Origin of the sequence: Kocuria sp. CNJ-770, assembly GCF_001942375.1 — a bacterium.
Lineage (GTDB): Bacteria > Actinomycetota > Actinomycetes > Actinomycetales > Micrococcaceae > Kocuria > Kocuria oceani.
Genome location: NZ_MKJW01000066.1, coordinates 53,820 through 67,644, shown reverse-complemented (window position 1 = coordinate 67,644; position 13,825 = coordinate 53,820). Strand labels below are relative to the sequence as shown.

The window sequence follows — 13,825 nt, the reverse complement described above, 5'->3', positions numbered from 1 at the left end:
CAGGACCCGAAAGGCCCCGAAACTCGTGAGTGGAATCTTCGCCGCCTCCCGGCCCCGGACAACCCGTCCCGGCCGCAACGACTCAGCTAATTTACCTCCCCGACCCGCCCCACGCAACTCCCGCACCCCGCCCAGCGGGACACGACAGCACCAGAACGACTCCGGAGAAGAACCAACCACCGGAAAACCGGCCGCCACCACGGGGCGAGAACCTCGCCCACCCGCAGTAACCCGGACGACACTACACCCACCCCCCGACACCGTCAAAACACCCGCCGACACCGCACGAACGGGGTGTGCCCGCAGACCCGGAACGGCATCGGGCAACTTTGCTGCGACGGACTTTCTGCTGCCGAGGGTCTGTGCTGACGGACCGGACAGCCCCCTCCCCGGCAGCCGCAGGTCGGACGGTGGGGGCACTGGCGGCATCGTCGTGCTGCACCGTGAATCACCAAGGATGTGGCGCCCGATCGATCCGGCACCCTGCGCCAGCGCGAGCGCCCCTGCGGAGCAATGCGGGTCGGTCCCGGCCGCATCCGTGGGCCATGGGATCTGTGGTGCCTGCTGGGCCGCTCGGCGACGTCGTCGGCTGTTGAGCCGGCCGCTGCCCGGGACAGGCGAATCATCGCTGCGGGCGGGGCTGCAGCGGACGTGCTGCGGACGAGGGATCGAGTCGTGGTGATCGAGCGGTGCGCATCCGCGTGATCACGCGCCACCTCTGTGGCGAGGACATCTGCGGCCGGTGAATTCGTTCGACACCTGGATCCGTCGATGACGGAAAGGTCCTCCGTCTCACCCTGCGAGAGGGTACGGGAAGAGCGGCAGACGGGAGTCGAACCCGCGACCTCCACCATGGCAAGGTGGCGCTCTACCAGCTGAGCTACTGCCGCATTCGTGGCTCCAGCAGGAGCCACGGGAAGACATTACCCGATTCTTGCGGCGTGTGCGTCACGCCGGCCAGGAAGGCCCCGGGTGCGCTCCCCTTTTCCGTGGTCCCGGCCTGTGCCATGACCGTGGCGATTACGCCTCAGGAGCGCAGGATTCGCCCGGCCGGGCTCAGAGGTGCGAGTCGCGCTCGGTGACGGACTCCCGGCCGGCAGGGTCGACGTGTCGGGTCTGGGTGCTGGTGCGCCGTGGGATGAGGGAGATCACCAGCAGCACCGCGCCGACCACGGTGAGGATCCACCCCACCGTGACCAGGCTGATGGCGAACGAGCCGAGGCTGATCGTGTTGCCGCTGGTGGCGAAGACCAGGATCAGTCCCAGAACGAGCGTGATGGCGGCACCGGCGGAGAAGTTGCGGTTCATGAGGGGCTCCTAGGAATCGCGGCAAAGGCATGTGCTTTGCAGTTGCAATCATCCTACAGACGGGCCGGCACGCTGATAAGCCCGCGAACGGTCGAAGACTCACAGGTTCTCCCCCAGCGCCGATGCGACGCCGGGGACGGTCTACAGCCCCTCGTGGGCCATGTTGGCGAACCGGGAGTAGTGGCCCTGGAACGCCACCACGATCGTCTTGGTGGGACCGTTGCGGTGCTTCGCCACGATCACGTCCGCCTCACCGGCGCGCGGTGACTCCTTGTCGTAGACGTCGTCGCGGTGCAGCAGGATCACCATGTCGGCGTCCTGCTCGATCGAGCCCGACTCGCGGAGGTCCGAGACCATCGGCTTCTTGTCCTGGCGCTGCTCGGAGCCACGGTTCAGCTGGGACAGCGCGATGACCGGGACCTCCAGCTCCTTGGCCAGCAGCTTCAGGGCACGGGAGAACTCCGAGACCTCCTGCTGACGGGACTCGACCTTCTTGCCCGAGCTCATCAGCTGGAGGTAGTCCAGCACCACGAGCTTGAGGTCGTGCTTCTGCTTGAGCCGGCGGCACTTCGCCCGGATCTCCATCAGCGACATGTTCGGGGAGTCGTCGATGAACAGCGGTGCGGAGTCCATCTTGCCCATCGTGGTGGCGATCTTCGCCCACTGCTCGTCCTGCAGGCGCCCCTTGCGCAGGTCCTGCATGTTCAGCGTCGCCTCGGCGGAGAGCAGGCGCATGGCGATCTCGTTGCGGCTCATCTCCAGGGAGAAGATCACCGTGGTCTGGTTGTGCTTGATCGCCGCGGACCGCGCGACGTCGAGGGCCAGGGTGGATTTGCCCATGGCCGGGCGGGCCGCGATGACGATCATCTGCCCGCCCTGGAAGCCCTGGGTCAGCTCGTCGAGCTCGATGAAGCCGGTGGGCACGCCGCGCATGCCCTCGCCGCGGGAGCCGGCGGCCTCGATCTCGTCGACGGTGGACTCGATGACCTCCTTGAGCACCGTGTAGTCCTCGGAGGAGCGGCGCTCGGCCACCTGGTAGATCTCGGCCTGGGCGGCGTTGACGATGTCGTCGACCTCGCCGTCGGAGCTGTAGCCCAGCTGCACGATCTTGGTGCCGGCCTCCACGAGGCGGCGCAGCACCCCGCGCTCGCGCACGATCTCGGCGTAGAACCCGGCGTTGGCGGCGGTCGGGACCGAGGAGATGAGGGTGTGCAGGTACGCGGGCCCGCCCACGCGCTCGATCTCGCCGCGCTTGGTCAGCTCGTCGGCCACCGTGATGGCGTCGGCGGGCTCGCCGCGCCCGTACAGGGAGATGACGGCCTCGTAGATGGACTCGTGAGCCGGCTTGTAGAAGTCGACGCCGCGCAGCACCTCCACGACGTCCGCGATGGCGTCCTTGGACAGCATCATGCCGCCGAGCACCGACTGCTCCGCGACGTTGTCCTGCGGCGGGGTCCGTCCGAACTCCCGATCGCCTCCGGACGACTGCTCCGACACGTGCCCACCTCTCCCTGCGCCCGCGCGGGGGCACGGACGGACGAACGACGACGCCGCCTCGTCTGCGGGCGGCCCCACCATTCTCGCACCGACCGCGGACACCGCTTGCCGCCCGGTGGTGTCCGTGGACACCATGGACCATGGCGCTCACCACAGACCTCAGCGGTCCCTGTTCGTGGGACATCCGGACCACGCGGGAAGAGCTGGCCGCGGGCCGGATCAGCCATGTGGAGCACCTCGACGCCCTGCTGGAGCGTCTGCCGCCGGCCCAGCGGCTCGGGGCGGTGATCAGCGTGGACCCGGAGCTGGCGCGCGCCTTCGCCCACGCCCTCGACCGCCGGGAGACGTGGGGGCCGCTGACGGGGATCCCCCTGGGCGTCAAGGACGTCGTGGACGTGGCCGGGTTCCCCACCACGGGTGGCACGCGGGCGCTGGAGGACCACGTGGTGGGCCGGGACGCCCCTGCGGTCCGGCGTCTGCGGGCGGCCGGCGCCATCCTGTTCCTGAAGACCAACCCGCACGAGCTGTCCTTCGGCATCACCTCGACCCACGGCTCCCTGGGCCCGGTGCACCACCCGCTGGACCCCGCGCTGGCCGCCGGCGGCGGCAGCGGGGGCTCGGCGGTGGCCGTGGCGGTCGGCCTGGTCCCGGCGGCGGTCGCCGCGGACACGGGCGGTTCCTCCCGCATCCCCGCCGCCCTCTGCGGGATCGTGGGGTTCCGGCCCACGCTGGGCCGCTATCCGTCGTCGGGGGTCCTGTCGATCGCCCACTCCCGGGCCACGATCGGCACCGTGGCCCGCACCGTGGACGACGTGGTCCTGCTGGACGCGCTGCTGGCCGGGGAGCGCCCGAGCGGCCCGCCCCGCGCCCGGCACCTGGAGGTCGAGGACGAGGGTCCCGGCCCGCTGCACGGGCTCCGGCTGGGCGTCCCCGGGCTGTTCCTCCGGGACCTGGAGCCCGGGGTGGACACGGTGTTCGGCGCGGCCCTGCGAGCGCTCGAGGCCGCCGGCGCGGAACTCGTCGAGGTGGACGTCGCCCCGGCCCGGGATCATGCGGCTGCCGCCGGGATGGCGATCGTCCTGCACGAGTTCCTGCCGGACCTGCAGGCGTACCTGGCGGACCGGGGCGGCGGGCCCTCCCTGGAGCAGGTGCGGCGCGGGATCGGCAGCCCGGACGTCCGGCGGATCTGGGAGCTGGCCGAGGTGTTCCGCGCCGCCGACGACGAGTACCGGGCCGCCCAGCAGGCCCGCCGGCTGGCCCTGCGGCTCTACACCGGGGCGCTGGAGGCCCGGGGCGTCACGGCCCTGGTGCAGCCGACCTGCCCGGTGACGGCCCGCCCGCTCGGCGACGACGGGACCGTGGAGCTCAACGGCCGCCGCGTGCCCACGCTCGAGACCTTCACGCGCCACTCCGACCTCGCGGACACCATCGGCACGCCGGGGATCACCCTCCCCGCCGGGCGCACCGCGGCGGGGCTGCCCGTGGGTCTCGAGCTGGCGGCCGGTCCGGGCGCGGACGCCGTGCTGCTGGACCTCGCCCGGACGGTGGAGGCGCTGCTGCGGGAGCGGTGAGCCGGCCGCACCTACGGACCGGCGCCCGGGCCGGGCCGCGGGGGCGGGAAGCCCTCGGCACGGTCGAGGGCCTCCTCGGTCGCCCGGCGCCCGAAGGCGATGAGCTCCTCGGCGCGGTGGAAGTCCAGGAGGCGGCCGGTCTGCTTGGGCACCGTGATGAGCAGGTCGGGAGGATAGCCGGCCAGCCGGTAGCGCAGCACCATGGACTGCAGCGCCTCGAGGGACAGCTGCATGACGTCGAGCGTGCGCAGTCCGGCGGGGAGCACCCCGAGCACGTCCTCGGCCGCCTCCTCGAGGAGCTCGGCGTCGAGCACCTGCGGGAGCTCCTCCGGGACCTCCCCGGGGAACTCCTCCCCGAGCCGGCGGGTGCGGGCCTCGGCACCGCGACCCCGAGTCTCCGCGATGCGCTCCATGACGGTGCGCGCCAGCTCCCGGTCCAGGAGATGGGCGGCGCTGCGGCGGAACCGCTCCGCCCGCTCCTCCGCGGGGCGCGCCGCGGCCGTCTCCCGGGCCGGCACCCTGCCCTCGCCGGGCATCCGCTCCCCCGACAGGGACACGGCCACGGTGACGTCCGCGCGGGAGGCGACGGTCGCGGCGATGGGCACGGGGTTCAGGATGCCGCCGTCCGCGAGCAGCCGTCCGTTGATCATGACCGGGGTGATGATGCTGGGCAGGGCGATCGACGCCCGCACGGCGACGTCGACCGGGCCCTCCTGGAACCAGACCTCCTTGCGGGCCAGCAGGTCGGTGGCCACGGCGGTGAAGGGCATGGGCAGGTCCTCGATCAGGGCGCCGTCCAGCAGCTCGCGCACCTTGGCCATGATCTTCTCCGCCCGGATCACCCCGGGGGACGACGGCGAGGGATCGAGCAGCCGGAGCACGTCCCGCTGGGTCAGTCCCTGCACCCACTGCGCGTACGGGCCCAGGCGTCCCGCCGCGTGCAGCCCGCCGACGAGCGCCCCCATCGAGCTGCCCGCGATGGTCACGATCTCGAAGCCCCGCTCCTCGAGCACCTCGATCACGCCGATGTGGGCGTAGCCGCGGGCACCCCCGCTGCCCAGGGCCAGGGCCACGCGCGTGGTGCTGCTCATCAGCCGCTCCTTCCCCGGCCGCCGGACGGCCCGTGCCGGTTCCCTGCCCAGGGTGGCAGGGTCCTTCACAGGAGGAAAGGACCACGTCCCGCCCACCGGGTGGAGACGTCGCTCCGCCCGTTCCGCACACGAGTTTTCCACCCTGTGGACAACCGGTGGAAAACGCCGGGCGCGGCTGTGCACAGGGTGGGGGAAACCCTGTGGAAATTTGTCCACAAGAAATAGTCAATCCTGCGCTGACCAGGCCAAACGATCACTCACAGGCTGTGCAGGACCGGTGGGGCCGCCACCGGTGTCATCCACAGCACAGACGCGCCCGGCCGTGCTCAGAGCACAGAGGAGAGCACACCCAGCCACAGCAGCGGATGGCACAGCACGGACAGCGCCAGCAGCACCAGGAAGCGGGTCCGAGCGCCCGCGAACCCGACGGCTCCGGCCAGTGCGACCACCGCCGTGACGGTGGCCCCCACCGCCGCGGCCACGAAGCCGACCACGAAGACCGTCATCGCGGTCTCGGCTCCTCCGGAGTTGCCTCCCAGGAAAGCGACGACGAAAGCCAGTACCGTGAAGAGCAGGCACCCCACGCCGAACCAGTACAGGGCGGACGGTGTGACACGCGGGATCAGGGACGGCATGCACCCATTGTCCCCCGAGGATCCGCGCCGCACCGGCACACCGCTCCAGGAGCGCCCCCGGGCGCCCGAGCCGCCGAGGAGGCCCCGTGGACGACAGCCAGCGCATGTGGGAGGACCGGTACGCCTCCGGGGAGGACTCCCCGGACGGCACCCGTCCGCACCCGGAGGTCGCCGCCCTCCTGGAGCGGACGGCCGGGGAGCACGCGGGCCGCACCCCGGCCGCGCTCGACCTCGGGGCCGGCACGGGTCGGCACACCCTGTCCCTGGCCCTGGCCGGCTACGACCCCACGGCCGTGGACTTCTCCCCGAGCGCCGCGCGCGTCCTCGCCGACGCGCTGGCCGAGCGGGGTCTGCCCGGCCGCGCCCTGGTGGCGGACCTGCGGACCTGGAGCCCCGAGCAGGAGCAGCTCTCCGGGCCCGATGTGGTGCTCCGGCAGTTCGACCTGGTGCTCGCCGTCTACTTCCAGCACGACCTCTCGCTGCTGCGCCGCGCGACCGAGTGGCTCGCGCCGGGCGGCCGGCTGCTGTGGATCACCCACGCCCCCGGCAGCGTGGAGGGCCCGCCGCCGACCGTGCCGCGCCCGGACCTGGAGGAGACGGTGGCCGTGCTCGAGGGCAAGGGCCTGGACCTGCTGCGCGCCGAGCAGGTCCGCACGACGCCGACCGCGCTCGACGTCGTCGTCGAGGGGGTCCGGCCCCGCTGAGGCCCCCCGACATGCGGAAGGCCCCCGGGGCGCACCGCGGGGGCCTTCTGCCGTGCAGGACCGGGAACCGGTCAGGCGGGGACGACCTCGAACTCGACGTTCGCGTTGACGTCTTCGTGCAGGCGCACGGAGGCCTGGTACACACCGGTGGTCTTGATGTGCTGGTTGAGCTCGACCTTGCGCTTGTCCACGGAGCCGAGGCCGGCGCCTCGACGGCGTGGGCGACGTCCTCGGCCTTGACGGTGCCGAAGAGACGTCCCTCGGCGCCGGCCTTGACCGGGATGGTCACGGTGGCGGAGGTCAGCTTCTGGGCCAGGGCCTGGGCGTCCTCGAGCGAGGCGACCTCGCGGGCGGCGCGGGCGGCCTTGATGCTCTCGATCTGCTTCTCGCCGCCGCGGGACCACGGGGTCGCGAAGCCGCGCGGGAAGAGGTAGTTGCGGGCGTACCCGTTCTTGACCTCGACCACGTCACCGGCAGCGCCGAGGCCGGTGACCTCGGTCGTCAGGATGATCTTTGCCATGAGTGTCTGTCCTCTCTGATCAGCGGCCGGCGCCGGAGTAGGGCAGCAGCGCGACCTCGCGGGCGTTCTTGATCGCCAGAGCGATCTTGCGCTGCTCCTGCACGGTCACACCGGTGACGCGGCGGGCGCGGATCTTGCCGCGATCGGAGATGAACTTGCGCAGCAGCGCAACGTCCTTGTAGTCGATCTCAGTGACTTTGGCAGCCTTGAGCGGGTTCTGCTTTGGTTTGGGCTTACGAAGTTCAGCCTTGGCCATCGTGGTGCTCCTTGTTCTTCAAGTGGAGCCCGCGGCTGGTCACCGCGGGATGGGGTGTGTGTCGGGAAAAGCGGGGAAGGCCTAGAACGGCGGCTCGTCGTCCTGTCCGCTGCCCCAGTCGTAGTTGCCGCCGGAGGACTGGCTCCACGGATCGTTCTGGGGCGCGGCCTGCGGAGCGGGCTGACGCCCGCCGCCGCCACCACGGCCACCGCCGAAGCCGCCGCCCTGCTGGCCGCCGCCGAACCCGGAGTCGCCCCCGAATCCGCCGCCGCCCTGCGGGGCGCCGCCGCCGAAGCCACCGCCCTGCTGGCCGCCGCCGCCGCCGAAGCCGCCGCCCTGCCCGCCGGAGCGGGCGTTGCGGTTGACCTTGGCGGACGCGTAGCGCAGCGAGGGACCGACCTCGTCGACGTCGAGCTCCGTGACGGTGCGCCGCTCGCCTTCCTTGGTCTCGTACGAGCGCGACTTGAGCCGACCCTGGACGATGACGCGCATGCCCTTCTGCAGGGACTCCGCCACGTTCTCGGCCGCCTCGCGCCACACGGAGCAGCGCAGGAACAGGGTCTCCCCGTCCTTCCACTCGTTGGACTGGCGGTCGAAGGTGCGGGGCGTGGACGCAACGGTGAAGTTGGCCACGGCCGCACCCGACGGGGTGAAGCGCAGCTCGGGGTCAGCGGTCAGGTTGCCGATTACGGTGATGACGGTGTCACCAGCCATGTGGACCTCCCGGGTCGAAGAAGTTCGCGGTCGTACGGGACGTGCTGGGGATCTCCAGCATCTCACCGGTGGGCCCTCGCGGGGCACCCTCGGCGATCAGCCTGTGAAGTCCTTACTCGGCGGAGATCTTCTGCTCTTCCGGGCGGATGATCTTGGTGCGCATGATCGCCTCGTTGAGGTTCAGCACACGGTCGAGCTCCTGGGCGGTCTGCGGGGTCGCGGTGAAGCGGACCACGGCGTAGATGCCCTCGGACTTCTTCTGGATCTCGTAGGCGAGGCGACGGCGGCCCCAGATGTCGACGTTGTCGACGGTGCCGTTGTCCTTGGTGACGACCTCGAGGAACTTCTTGAGAGTCGGCTCCACGGCACGATCCTCGACCTCGGGGTTGATGATCACCATCAGTTCGTATTCACGCATGTTCGAACCCACCTCCTTCGGGCTGAGCGGCTGCGGTCCTTCCGCAGCAGGAGGTTCTGTAGCGTCGTCCGCGCACCGGCGCCGCACGTCGGGCGGCGGGCACACAGACCTCACAACACTACTACATCCGCGGCTCCGCACCGAACGGGGCGCCCGGCCGGGGCAGCCACGTCCGGGGGACGCTCACCGGCGGTAGGCACTCCGGGCGATCGAGGCATTCACGAACGCGGTGCGGAACGGCATGGTGAAGATGTCCAGGAACATCAGCAGCGCCCACGGCACGAGGAACAGCAGACCGATGCCGATGCCCACCGTGCTCCAGCCGAGACCGCCCAGGAACAGGTAGATCAGGCCCCAGACGGGCTGGCGGAGATAGAACTTGTGCACTCCCAGCGAGCCCAGGAAGAACCACAGGACGTAGGCCAGGAGCAGGGACTTGCCGCCCACCACGTTCACCACGGGCGCCCCGGCGGGCACGCCGTGCCCGGTCCCGTAGGGCTGTCCGTACGGCGCGCGGGGATACCCGGTGGGCGCCCCTTGACCGGTTCCGAACGGCTGCCCGTAGGGCGCGCCGCGGTAGCCGGCACGGCCGGGATCGTCGTTCAGCGGGACGGGGCGGTAGTACTCGGGCTCGGGAGCCACGGGGGTCCTCTCGGGGGCGGGCCGTCCGGGCGGACGGGATGTCGGGGGACCGTCCGGGGGACGGCCTCGACCAGCACAACGACCGGTCGGTGAGCGCTATTCCGGGCGGCGGACCGCCGCGAGGTGCTCGGGGCGCACCGGCCCCACGTGCCCGGCGAACTCCTCGCGCCCGCGCAGCCAGGCCGCGACGAACGGGCACACGGGCACGATCGTCAGGCCTGCGGCCACGGTGTCCTCGAGCGCGGCGGCGGCCAGCCGGCTGCCCAGGCCCTCGCCCTCCCGGTCGTCGTCCACCGTGGTGTGGAAGAAGATCCGCTGGGGCCCGGCCGGGGTGCCGAAGGGACGGTAGTGGGCCTCCCCGACGACCGTGCCGCCGTCGAGCAGCTCGTAGCGGTGCCGGTCGGGGGCGTGGCGGACGGTGATCGTGGCATCCTGCGGCACGGGTGCTCCTGTCGGGTCGGTGGCGGATTCCCCCGGAGCCGGCCGCGGCACAGGGGTATTCCGATTAGGCTACGCTTTTCTTGTCAAATGATCGTCGTGCGGTCACCCGGACCGCCGCGCCCGAGGAAGAGGCCCCGATGCGCCGTCGCCCCCTGTACGTCACCACCGGCATCCTGACCGCGATGACGGCGGTCGTCACGGGCTGCGGCACGCTCGGCCTGGGCGAACAGCCCGCCGACCTGCAGATCTACTCGGCACGGCACTACGACCTCGAGGGCGCGTTCGGCCAGTTCACGGACGAGACCGGGATCACGGTGGAGTTCATCAGCGGCGACGACGCCGAGCTCCTCGAGCGGCTCAAGGCCGAGGGGGACGACACCCCGGCGGACGTGTTCATGACCGTCGACGCGGGCAACCTCTGGAACGCCGCCCGGCAGGACGAGCTCGCCGCGATCTCCTCCCCGACCCTGGACGAGGCGGTGCCCGAGGACCTCCGGGACCCCCAGGACCGCTGGTTCGGCCTGGCGATGCGGGCGCGCACGCTCACCTACAACCCGGACAACGTCGACCCCGCCGAGTTCGACAGCCAGGAGAGCTACGCCGGGCTGGCCGACCCGAAGTGGAAGGGACGGCTGTGCATGCGGGACGCCACCTCCGCCTACACCCAGTCCCTGGTCGCGAGCCTGATCGACCTGCACGGCCGGGAGAGGGCCCTGGAGATCGTGGAGGGCTGGGTGGCCAACGACGTGGACATCCAGAGCAATGACGTCCTGCTGCTCGAGTCGATCGACGCCGGGACCTGCGACGTGGGGATCAACAACCACTACTACCTGGCCCGCACCCTCGAGGAGAACCCCGAGCTGAACGTCGACCTGTTCTGGGCCAGCCAGGACGGCGCCGGCACCCACGTGAACATCTCCGGGGCGGGCGTGGTCGAGGGGTCGGACAACCCCGAGGACGCGCAGCGGCTCATCGAGTGGCTGGCCACCGACGGCCAGAACGCGTTCGTCGACGCCAACCACGAGTTCCCCGTCAACCCCGCGGTGGAGCCCGAGCCGACGATCGCCGCCTTCGGGGAGTTCGAGCGCATGCCGCTCAACGCGGAGGCCTACGGGGACCTCAACGCCGAGGCGGTCGATCTGCTGGCCGAGGCCGGATACCGGTGACCGAGACGGCCGTCCTCGCCGAGGCCCGGCCACCCGTCCCCCGCCCGCGCCGGGGCGCGGGCACGGGCCGCCCGTGGTGGACGGCCCTCGTCGTCCTCGTCGCGGTCCTCGTCGCGACCCCCGTCCTGGCCGTGGTGGCCGACGGCCTCGGCAGCCTGGGCGAGGGCAGCCCGCCGCGCGGGCTCGGCCGGATGGTGCTCACCACCCTGACGCTCATGCTCGGCGTCGGAGCGGGGACGCTGGTCGTGGGCGGGGGGCTGGCGTGGCTGGTCACGGCCTACCGCTTCCCGCTGCGCGACGTCCTGGTGTGGCTGCTGGTCCTGCCGCTGGCCATGCCCGCCTACATCCTCGGCTTCGTGTTCCTGTCCACCTTCGACGTCTCCGGGCCGGTGCAGTCCGCCCTGCGGGCGGTGCTGGGCACGGACGTGTGGACGCCGGAGGTGCGCTCGCTGCCCGCCGCGATCCTGGTGATGACCCTGACCCTCTACCCCTACGTCTACCTCCTGGCCCGAGCCGCGCTGGTCGAGCAGACGGCGGGCACCTACGACGCCGCGCGGACGCTGGGCGCCGGCCGGGCCCGGGCGCTGCGCCGCGTCCTGCTGCCCCTGGCCCGTCCCTCCCTGGCCGCCGGACTGGCCCTGGTGATGATGGAGACGCTCACCGACTTCGCCACCGTGCAGTACTTCAACGTGCAGACGGTCTCGGTGGGGGTCTACCTGGTGTGGAAGGGCAGCTTCGACTTCCACGCGGCCACCCAGCTGGCCGTGCTCGTGCTGCTCTTCGCGGTGGCCGTCCTGGCCGGCGAGCGCCTGCTCCGCGGCCGGGCCCGGTTCCACCAGCGGGGCGGCCGCGGCCAGGGGCTGCAGCCGGAGCGGCTCACCGGGTGGCGCGCCTGGGGCGCCACGCTCCTCGGCGTCGCCGCCCTGTCCGCCGGCTTCCTCCTGCCCGTGCTCCAGCTGCTCGTGTGGGCCATCGGCGAGGTGGTCGGCGATCCCGCCACCCTGACCGACCCGCGCTTCGCGGACCACCTCACCAACAGCCTCGTGGTCGCGGCGATCGCCGCCGGGGCCTGCGTGCTGCTCTCCCTGGCGATCGCGCACGGCGTGCGGATGAGCGGCGGGCGTCTGGCGGCCTCCGCGGCCCAGCTCACGACGTTCGGCTACGCCGTCCCGGGCGCCGTGGTGGGCATCGGCGTCCTCATCGCCTTCGCCGGGCTGGACACCGCCCTGGAGCGCGCCGGGGTCCCGGGCGGCACCGGGCTGCTGGTGACAGGCTCGGTCCTGGGGATCCTCTACGCGTACGTGATCCGCTTCCTCGCCCCGGCCTACCAGGCCGTGGACGCGAGCCTGGGCAAGATCTCCCCGACGATCACCTCCTCCGCGCTCAGCCTGGGCGCCTCCCCGCTGCGGGTCCTGACCCGGGTGCACCTGCCCCTGGCCCGCCCCGGCGTGGCGGTGGCCCTCGTGCTCGTGCTCATCGACGCGGTCAAGGAGCTGCCCATCGTGCTGCTGCTGCGCCCGTTCGGGTTCACCACGACGTCCGTGTGGGTCTACGAGCTCGCCCGCGAGAACTTCTGGGAACGGGCGGCCCTGCCGGCGCTGGTGATCGTGGCGGCGGCGGTCGTGCCCGTGTTCGTCCTGGTCCGGCAGACGCGCCGGGCCGAGCACCACGGAAAGGTGGGCCGATGACCGTGCGGACCGTGAGCGCGGACCGCGCACCCCGCGCCGGCCAGGCGCCGCCCGCCCTGGTCCTCGACCGGGTCAGCAAGCACTACGGGGACTCCGCCGGCGCCAGCGCCCTGGACCTGACGGTGGCGCCCGGGGAGCTGGTGACGCTGATCGGGCCCTCCGGCTGCGGGAAGTCCACGACGCTGCGGCTCGTGGCCGGGCTCGAACGGCCCGACGAGGGGACGATCCGCATCGCGGGGGAGGTGGTGGCGGACGGGCGCCGGTTCCAGGAGCCCGAGCACCGCCGGGTCGGCCTGGTCTTCCAGGACCACGCGCTGTTCCCGCACCTGACGGTCGCGAAGAACGTCGCGTTCGGGCTCGACCGGTCCCCGCGGGCCGGGCGCCGGGCCCGGGTCGGGGAGGTCCTCGAGCTCGTGCGGCTGAGCCACCTCGCCGACCGCTACCCGCACGAGCTCTCCGGCGGCGAGCAGCAGCGCGTGGCCCTGGCCCGGGCGCTGGCGCCCCGGCCGGCCGTCGTCCTGCTGGACGAGCCGTTCTCCAGCCTCGACGAGTCCCTCCGCGCCCAGGTGCGCCGCGACACCACGGCCACGCTGCGCGAGACCGGCACCACCGCGGTGCTGGTCACCCACGACCAGACGGAGGCCCTCTCCGTGGGCCACCGCGTGGTGGTCATGCACGACGGGGTGATCGAGCAGGCCGACACCCCGGAGAAGGTCTTCGAGCAGCCCAGCACCCGGTTCGTCGCCTCCTTCATGGGCGACGCGGACTTCCTCCCGGCGCGGGTGCACCGGGCGCTGCTGACCTGCGAGATCGGCATCGTCTCCACGGTGCCGGGCTGGGCCGACAGCGACGTGGCGGTCGACGTGGTGCTGCGCCCGCACGAGGTGGCGCTGCGCCCGGACCCGGACTCCCCCGCACGGGTCTCGGCGGTCGAGTACCACGGCGCGTTCGTGCTCCACCACGTGCGCCTGGCCTCGGGCCGGACGCTGCGCTCCTGGCAGCCCCACAACGTCCGTCACCCCGTGGGGACCCCCGTGGCCGTGACGGTGGCCGCGGGCACCACCCCGACGCTGCTCGTCGACGACCGGGCGGTCACCGCTCCGCCGCGGACCCGGTCCGGGGCGGGACGTTCCCCCATGTCCGACGAATTGGACAAGACTTTTCTTCGCTAATC

The 13,825-nt window shown here is 72.1% G+C and carries 14 protein-coding genes, 1 tRNA gene and 1 pseudogene; 5 read left to right on the top strand and 11 right to left on the bottom strand.

The features are described from left to right. Positions 1-817: 817 nt before the first annotated feature. The 3 genes from BJF77_RS03200 to dnaB all read right to left on the bottom strand — a co-directional run bounded on the left by BJF77_RS03200 (position 818) and on the right by dnaB (position 2,886). Positions 818-890, bottom strand: a tRNA-Gly gene (locus BJF77_RS03200). 166 nt (positions 891-1,056) lie between these two features. Continuing rightward, a complete protein-coding gene (locus BJF77_RS03195) occupies positions 1,057-1,308 on the bottom strand; it encodes a DUF6458 family protein (RefSeq protein WP_047805126.1) in 252 nt (83 codons plus the stop codon). 141 nt (positions 1,309-1,449) lie between these two features. Continuing rightward, positions 1,450-2,886, bottom strand: a complete 1,437-nt coding sequence (gene dnaB / locus BJF77_RS03190; protein WP_082157602.1) for a replicative DNA helicase — start codon at positions 2,884-2,886, stop codon at positions 1,450-1,452. Positions 2,887-2,945: 59 nt separating this feature from the next. Between dnaB and BJF77_RS03185 the strand changes: the two genes are divergently transcribed. Then, positions 2,946-4,376, top strand: a complete 1,431-nt coding sequence (locus BJF77_RS03185; RefSeq protein WP_047805124.1) for an amidase family protein — start codon at positions 2,946-2,948, stop codon at positions 4,374-4,376. 11 nt (positions 4,377-4,387) lie between these two features. Here BJF77_RS03185 and BJF77_RS03180 read toward each other — a convergent pair whose 3' ends face one another. Both BJF77_RS03180 and BJF77_RS03175 read right to left on the bottom strand, forming a co-directional pair. Further along, positions 4,388-5,467: a patatin-like phospholipase family protein gene (locus BJF77_RS03180; RefSeq protein ID WP_075871250.1), complete on the bottom strand. Its 1,080-nt coding sequence runs from the start codon at positions 5,465-5,467 to the stop codon at positions 4,388-4,390. Positions 5,468-5,793: 326 nt separating this feature from the next. After that, positions 5,794-6,102 (bottom strand): hypothetical protein, encoded by a 309-nt coding sequence (locus BJF77_RS03175; RefSeq protein WP_047805113.1) that lies wholly within the window; start codon positions 6,100-6,102, stop codon positions 5,794-5,796. Between the two features lie 86 nt (positions 6,103-6,188). Between BJF77_RS03175 and BJF77_RS03170 the strand changes: the two genes are divergently transcribed. Beyond that, the gene (locus tag BJF77_RS03170; RefSeq protein WP_075871249.1) at positions 6,189-6,806 is read left to right on the top strand and encodes a bifunctional 2-polyprenyl-6-hydroxyphenol methylase/3-demethylubiquinol 3-O-methyltransferase UbiG; all 618 of its coding nucleotides are present in this window, start codon (positions 6,189-6,191) and stop codon (positions 6,804-6,806) included. A 71-nt stretch (positions 6,807-6,877) separates the two neighbouring features. On the opposite strand, the pseudogene rplI reads toward BJF77_RS03170, so the two are convergent. The 6 genes and pseudogenes from rplI to BJF77_RS03140 all read right to left on the bottom strand — a co-directional run bounded on the left by rplI (position 6,878) and on the right by BJF77_RS03140 (position 9,797). Next, positions 6,878-7,326, bottom strand: a pseudogene (gene rplI, locus BJF77_RS03165) (50S ribosomal protein L9). Between the two features lie 19 nt (positions 7,327-7,345). Beyond that, the gene (rpsR, locus tag BJF77_RS03160; RefSeq protein ID WP_017835048.1) at positions 7,346-7,582 is read right to left on the bottom strand and encodes a 30S ribosomal protein S18; all 237 of its coding nucleotides are present in this window, start codon (positions 7,580-7,582) and stop codon (positions 7,346-7,348) included. An 81-nt stretch (positions 7,583-7,663) separates the two neighbouring features. Continuing rightward, entirely contained in the window at positions 7,664-8,296 is a 633-nt protein-coding gene (locus BJF77_RS03155; protein WP_047805111.1) for a single-stranded DNA-binding protein, read from the bottom strand. A 112-nt stretch (positions 8,297-8,408) separates the two neighbouring features. Beyond that, a complete protein-coding gene (gene rpsF / locus BJF77_RS03150) occupies positions 8,409-8,714 on the bottom strand; it encodes a 30S ribosomal protein S6 (protein WP_047805110.1) in 306 nt (101 codons plus the stop codon). A gap of 183 nt (positions 8,715-8,897) precedes the next feature. Further along, positions 8,898-9,356, bottom strand: a complete 459-nt coding sequence (locus BJF77_RS03145; protein ID WP_075871248.1) for a TM2 domain-containing protein — start codon at positions 9,354-9,356, stop codon at positions 8,898-8,900. Positions 9,357-9,452: 96 nt separating this feature from the next. Further along, the gene (locus tag BJF77_RS03140) at positions 9,453-9,797 is read right to left on the bottom strand and encodes a GNAT family N-acetyltransferase (RefSeq protein WP_075871247.1); all 345 of its coding nucleotides are present in this window, start codon (positions 9,795-9,797) and stop codon (positions 9,453-9,455) included. A gap of 137 nt (positions 9,798-9,934) precedes the next feature. Between BJF77_RS03140 and BJF77_RS03135 the strand changes: the two genes are divergently transcribed. Genes BJF77_RS03135 through BJF77_RS03125 form a run of 3 tightly spaced genes read left to right on the top strand, consistent with a single transcriptional unit; the run spans position 9,935 to position 13,823 of the window. Then, the gene (locus BJF77_RS03135) at positions 9,935-10,963 is read left to right on the top strand and encodes an extracellular solute-binding protein (RefSeq protein ID WP_083664937.1); all 1,029 of its coding nucleotides are present in this window, start codon (positions 9,935-9,937) and stop codon (positions 10,961-10,963) included. Next, positions 10,960-12,651 carry an iron ABC transporter permease gene (locus tag BJF77_RS03130; RefSeq protein WP_075871246.1) on the top strand — a complete coding sequence of 564 codons (1,692 nt, stop codon included), beginning with the start codon at positions 10,960-10,962 and terminating at the stop codon, positions 12,649-12,651. Before BJF77_RS03135 ends, BJF77_RS03130 begins: the two co-directional genes overlap by 4 nt. Further along, the gene (locus BJF77_RS03125) at positions 12,648-13,823 is read left to right on the top strand and encodes an ABC transporter ATP-binding protein (RefSeq protein WP_047805106.1); all 1,176 of its coding nucleotides are present in this window, start codon (positions 12,648-12,650) and stop codon (positions 13,821-13,823) included. Before BJF77_RS03130 ends, BJF77_RS03125 begins: the two co-directional genes overlap by 4 nt. Positions 13,824-13,825 lie beyond the last annotated feature (2 nt).

Coding starts and splice junctions, on each gene's coding strand:
- BJF77_RS03195 (WP_047805126.1), bottom strand. CDS start 1,308: ATGAACCGCAACTTCTCCGCCGGTGCCGCCATCACGCTCGTTCTGGGA.
- dnaB (WP_082157602.1), bottom strand. CDS start 2,886: ATGGTGGGGCCGCCCGCAGACGAGGCGGCGTCGTCGTTCGTCCGTCCG.
- BJF77_RS03185 (WP_047805124.1), top strand. CDS start 2,946: ATGGCGCTCACCACAGACCTCAGCGGTCCCTGTTCGTGGGACATCCGG.
- BJF77_RS03180 (WP_075871250.1), bottom strand. CDS start 5,467: ATGAGCAGCACCACGCGCGTGGCCCTGGCCCTGGGCAGCGGGGGTGCC.
- BJF77_RS03175 (WP_047805113.1), bottom strand. CDS start 6,102: ATGCCGTCCCTGATCCCGCGTGTCACACCGTCCGCCCTGTACTGGTTC.
- rpsR (WP_017835048.1), bottom strand. CDS start 7,582: ATGGCCAAGGCTGAACTTCGTAAGCCCAAACCAAAGCAGAACCCGCTC.
- BJF77_RS03155 (WP_047805111.1), bottom strand. CDS start 8,296: ATGGCTGGTGACACCGTCATCACCGTAATCGGCAACCTGACCGCTGAC.
- rpsF (WP_047805110.1), bottom strand. CDS start 8,714: ATGCGTGAATACGAACTGATGGTGATCATCAACCCCGAGGTCGAGGAT.
- BJF77_RS03135 (WP_083664937.1), top strand. CDS start 9,935: ATGCGCCGTCGCCCCCTGTACGTCACCACCGGCATCCTGACCGCGATG.
- BJF77_RS03125 (WP_047805106.1), top strand. CDS start 12,648: ATGACCGTGCGGACCGTGAGCGCGGACCGCGCACCCCGCGCCGGCCAG.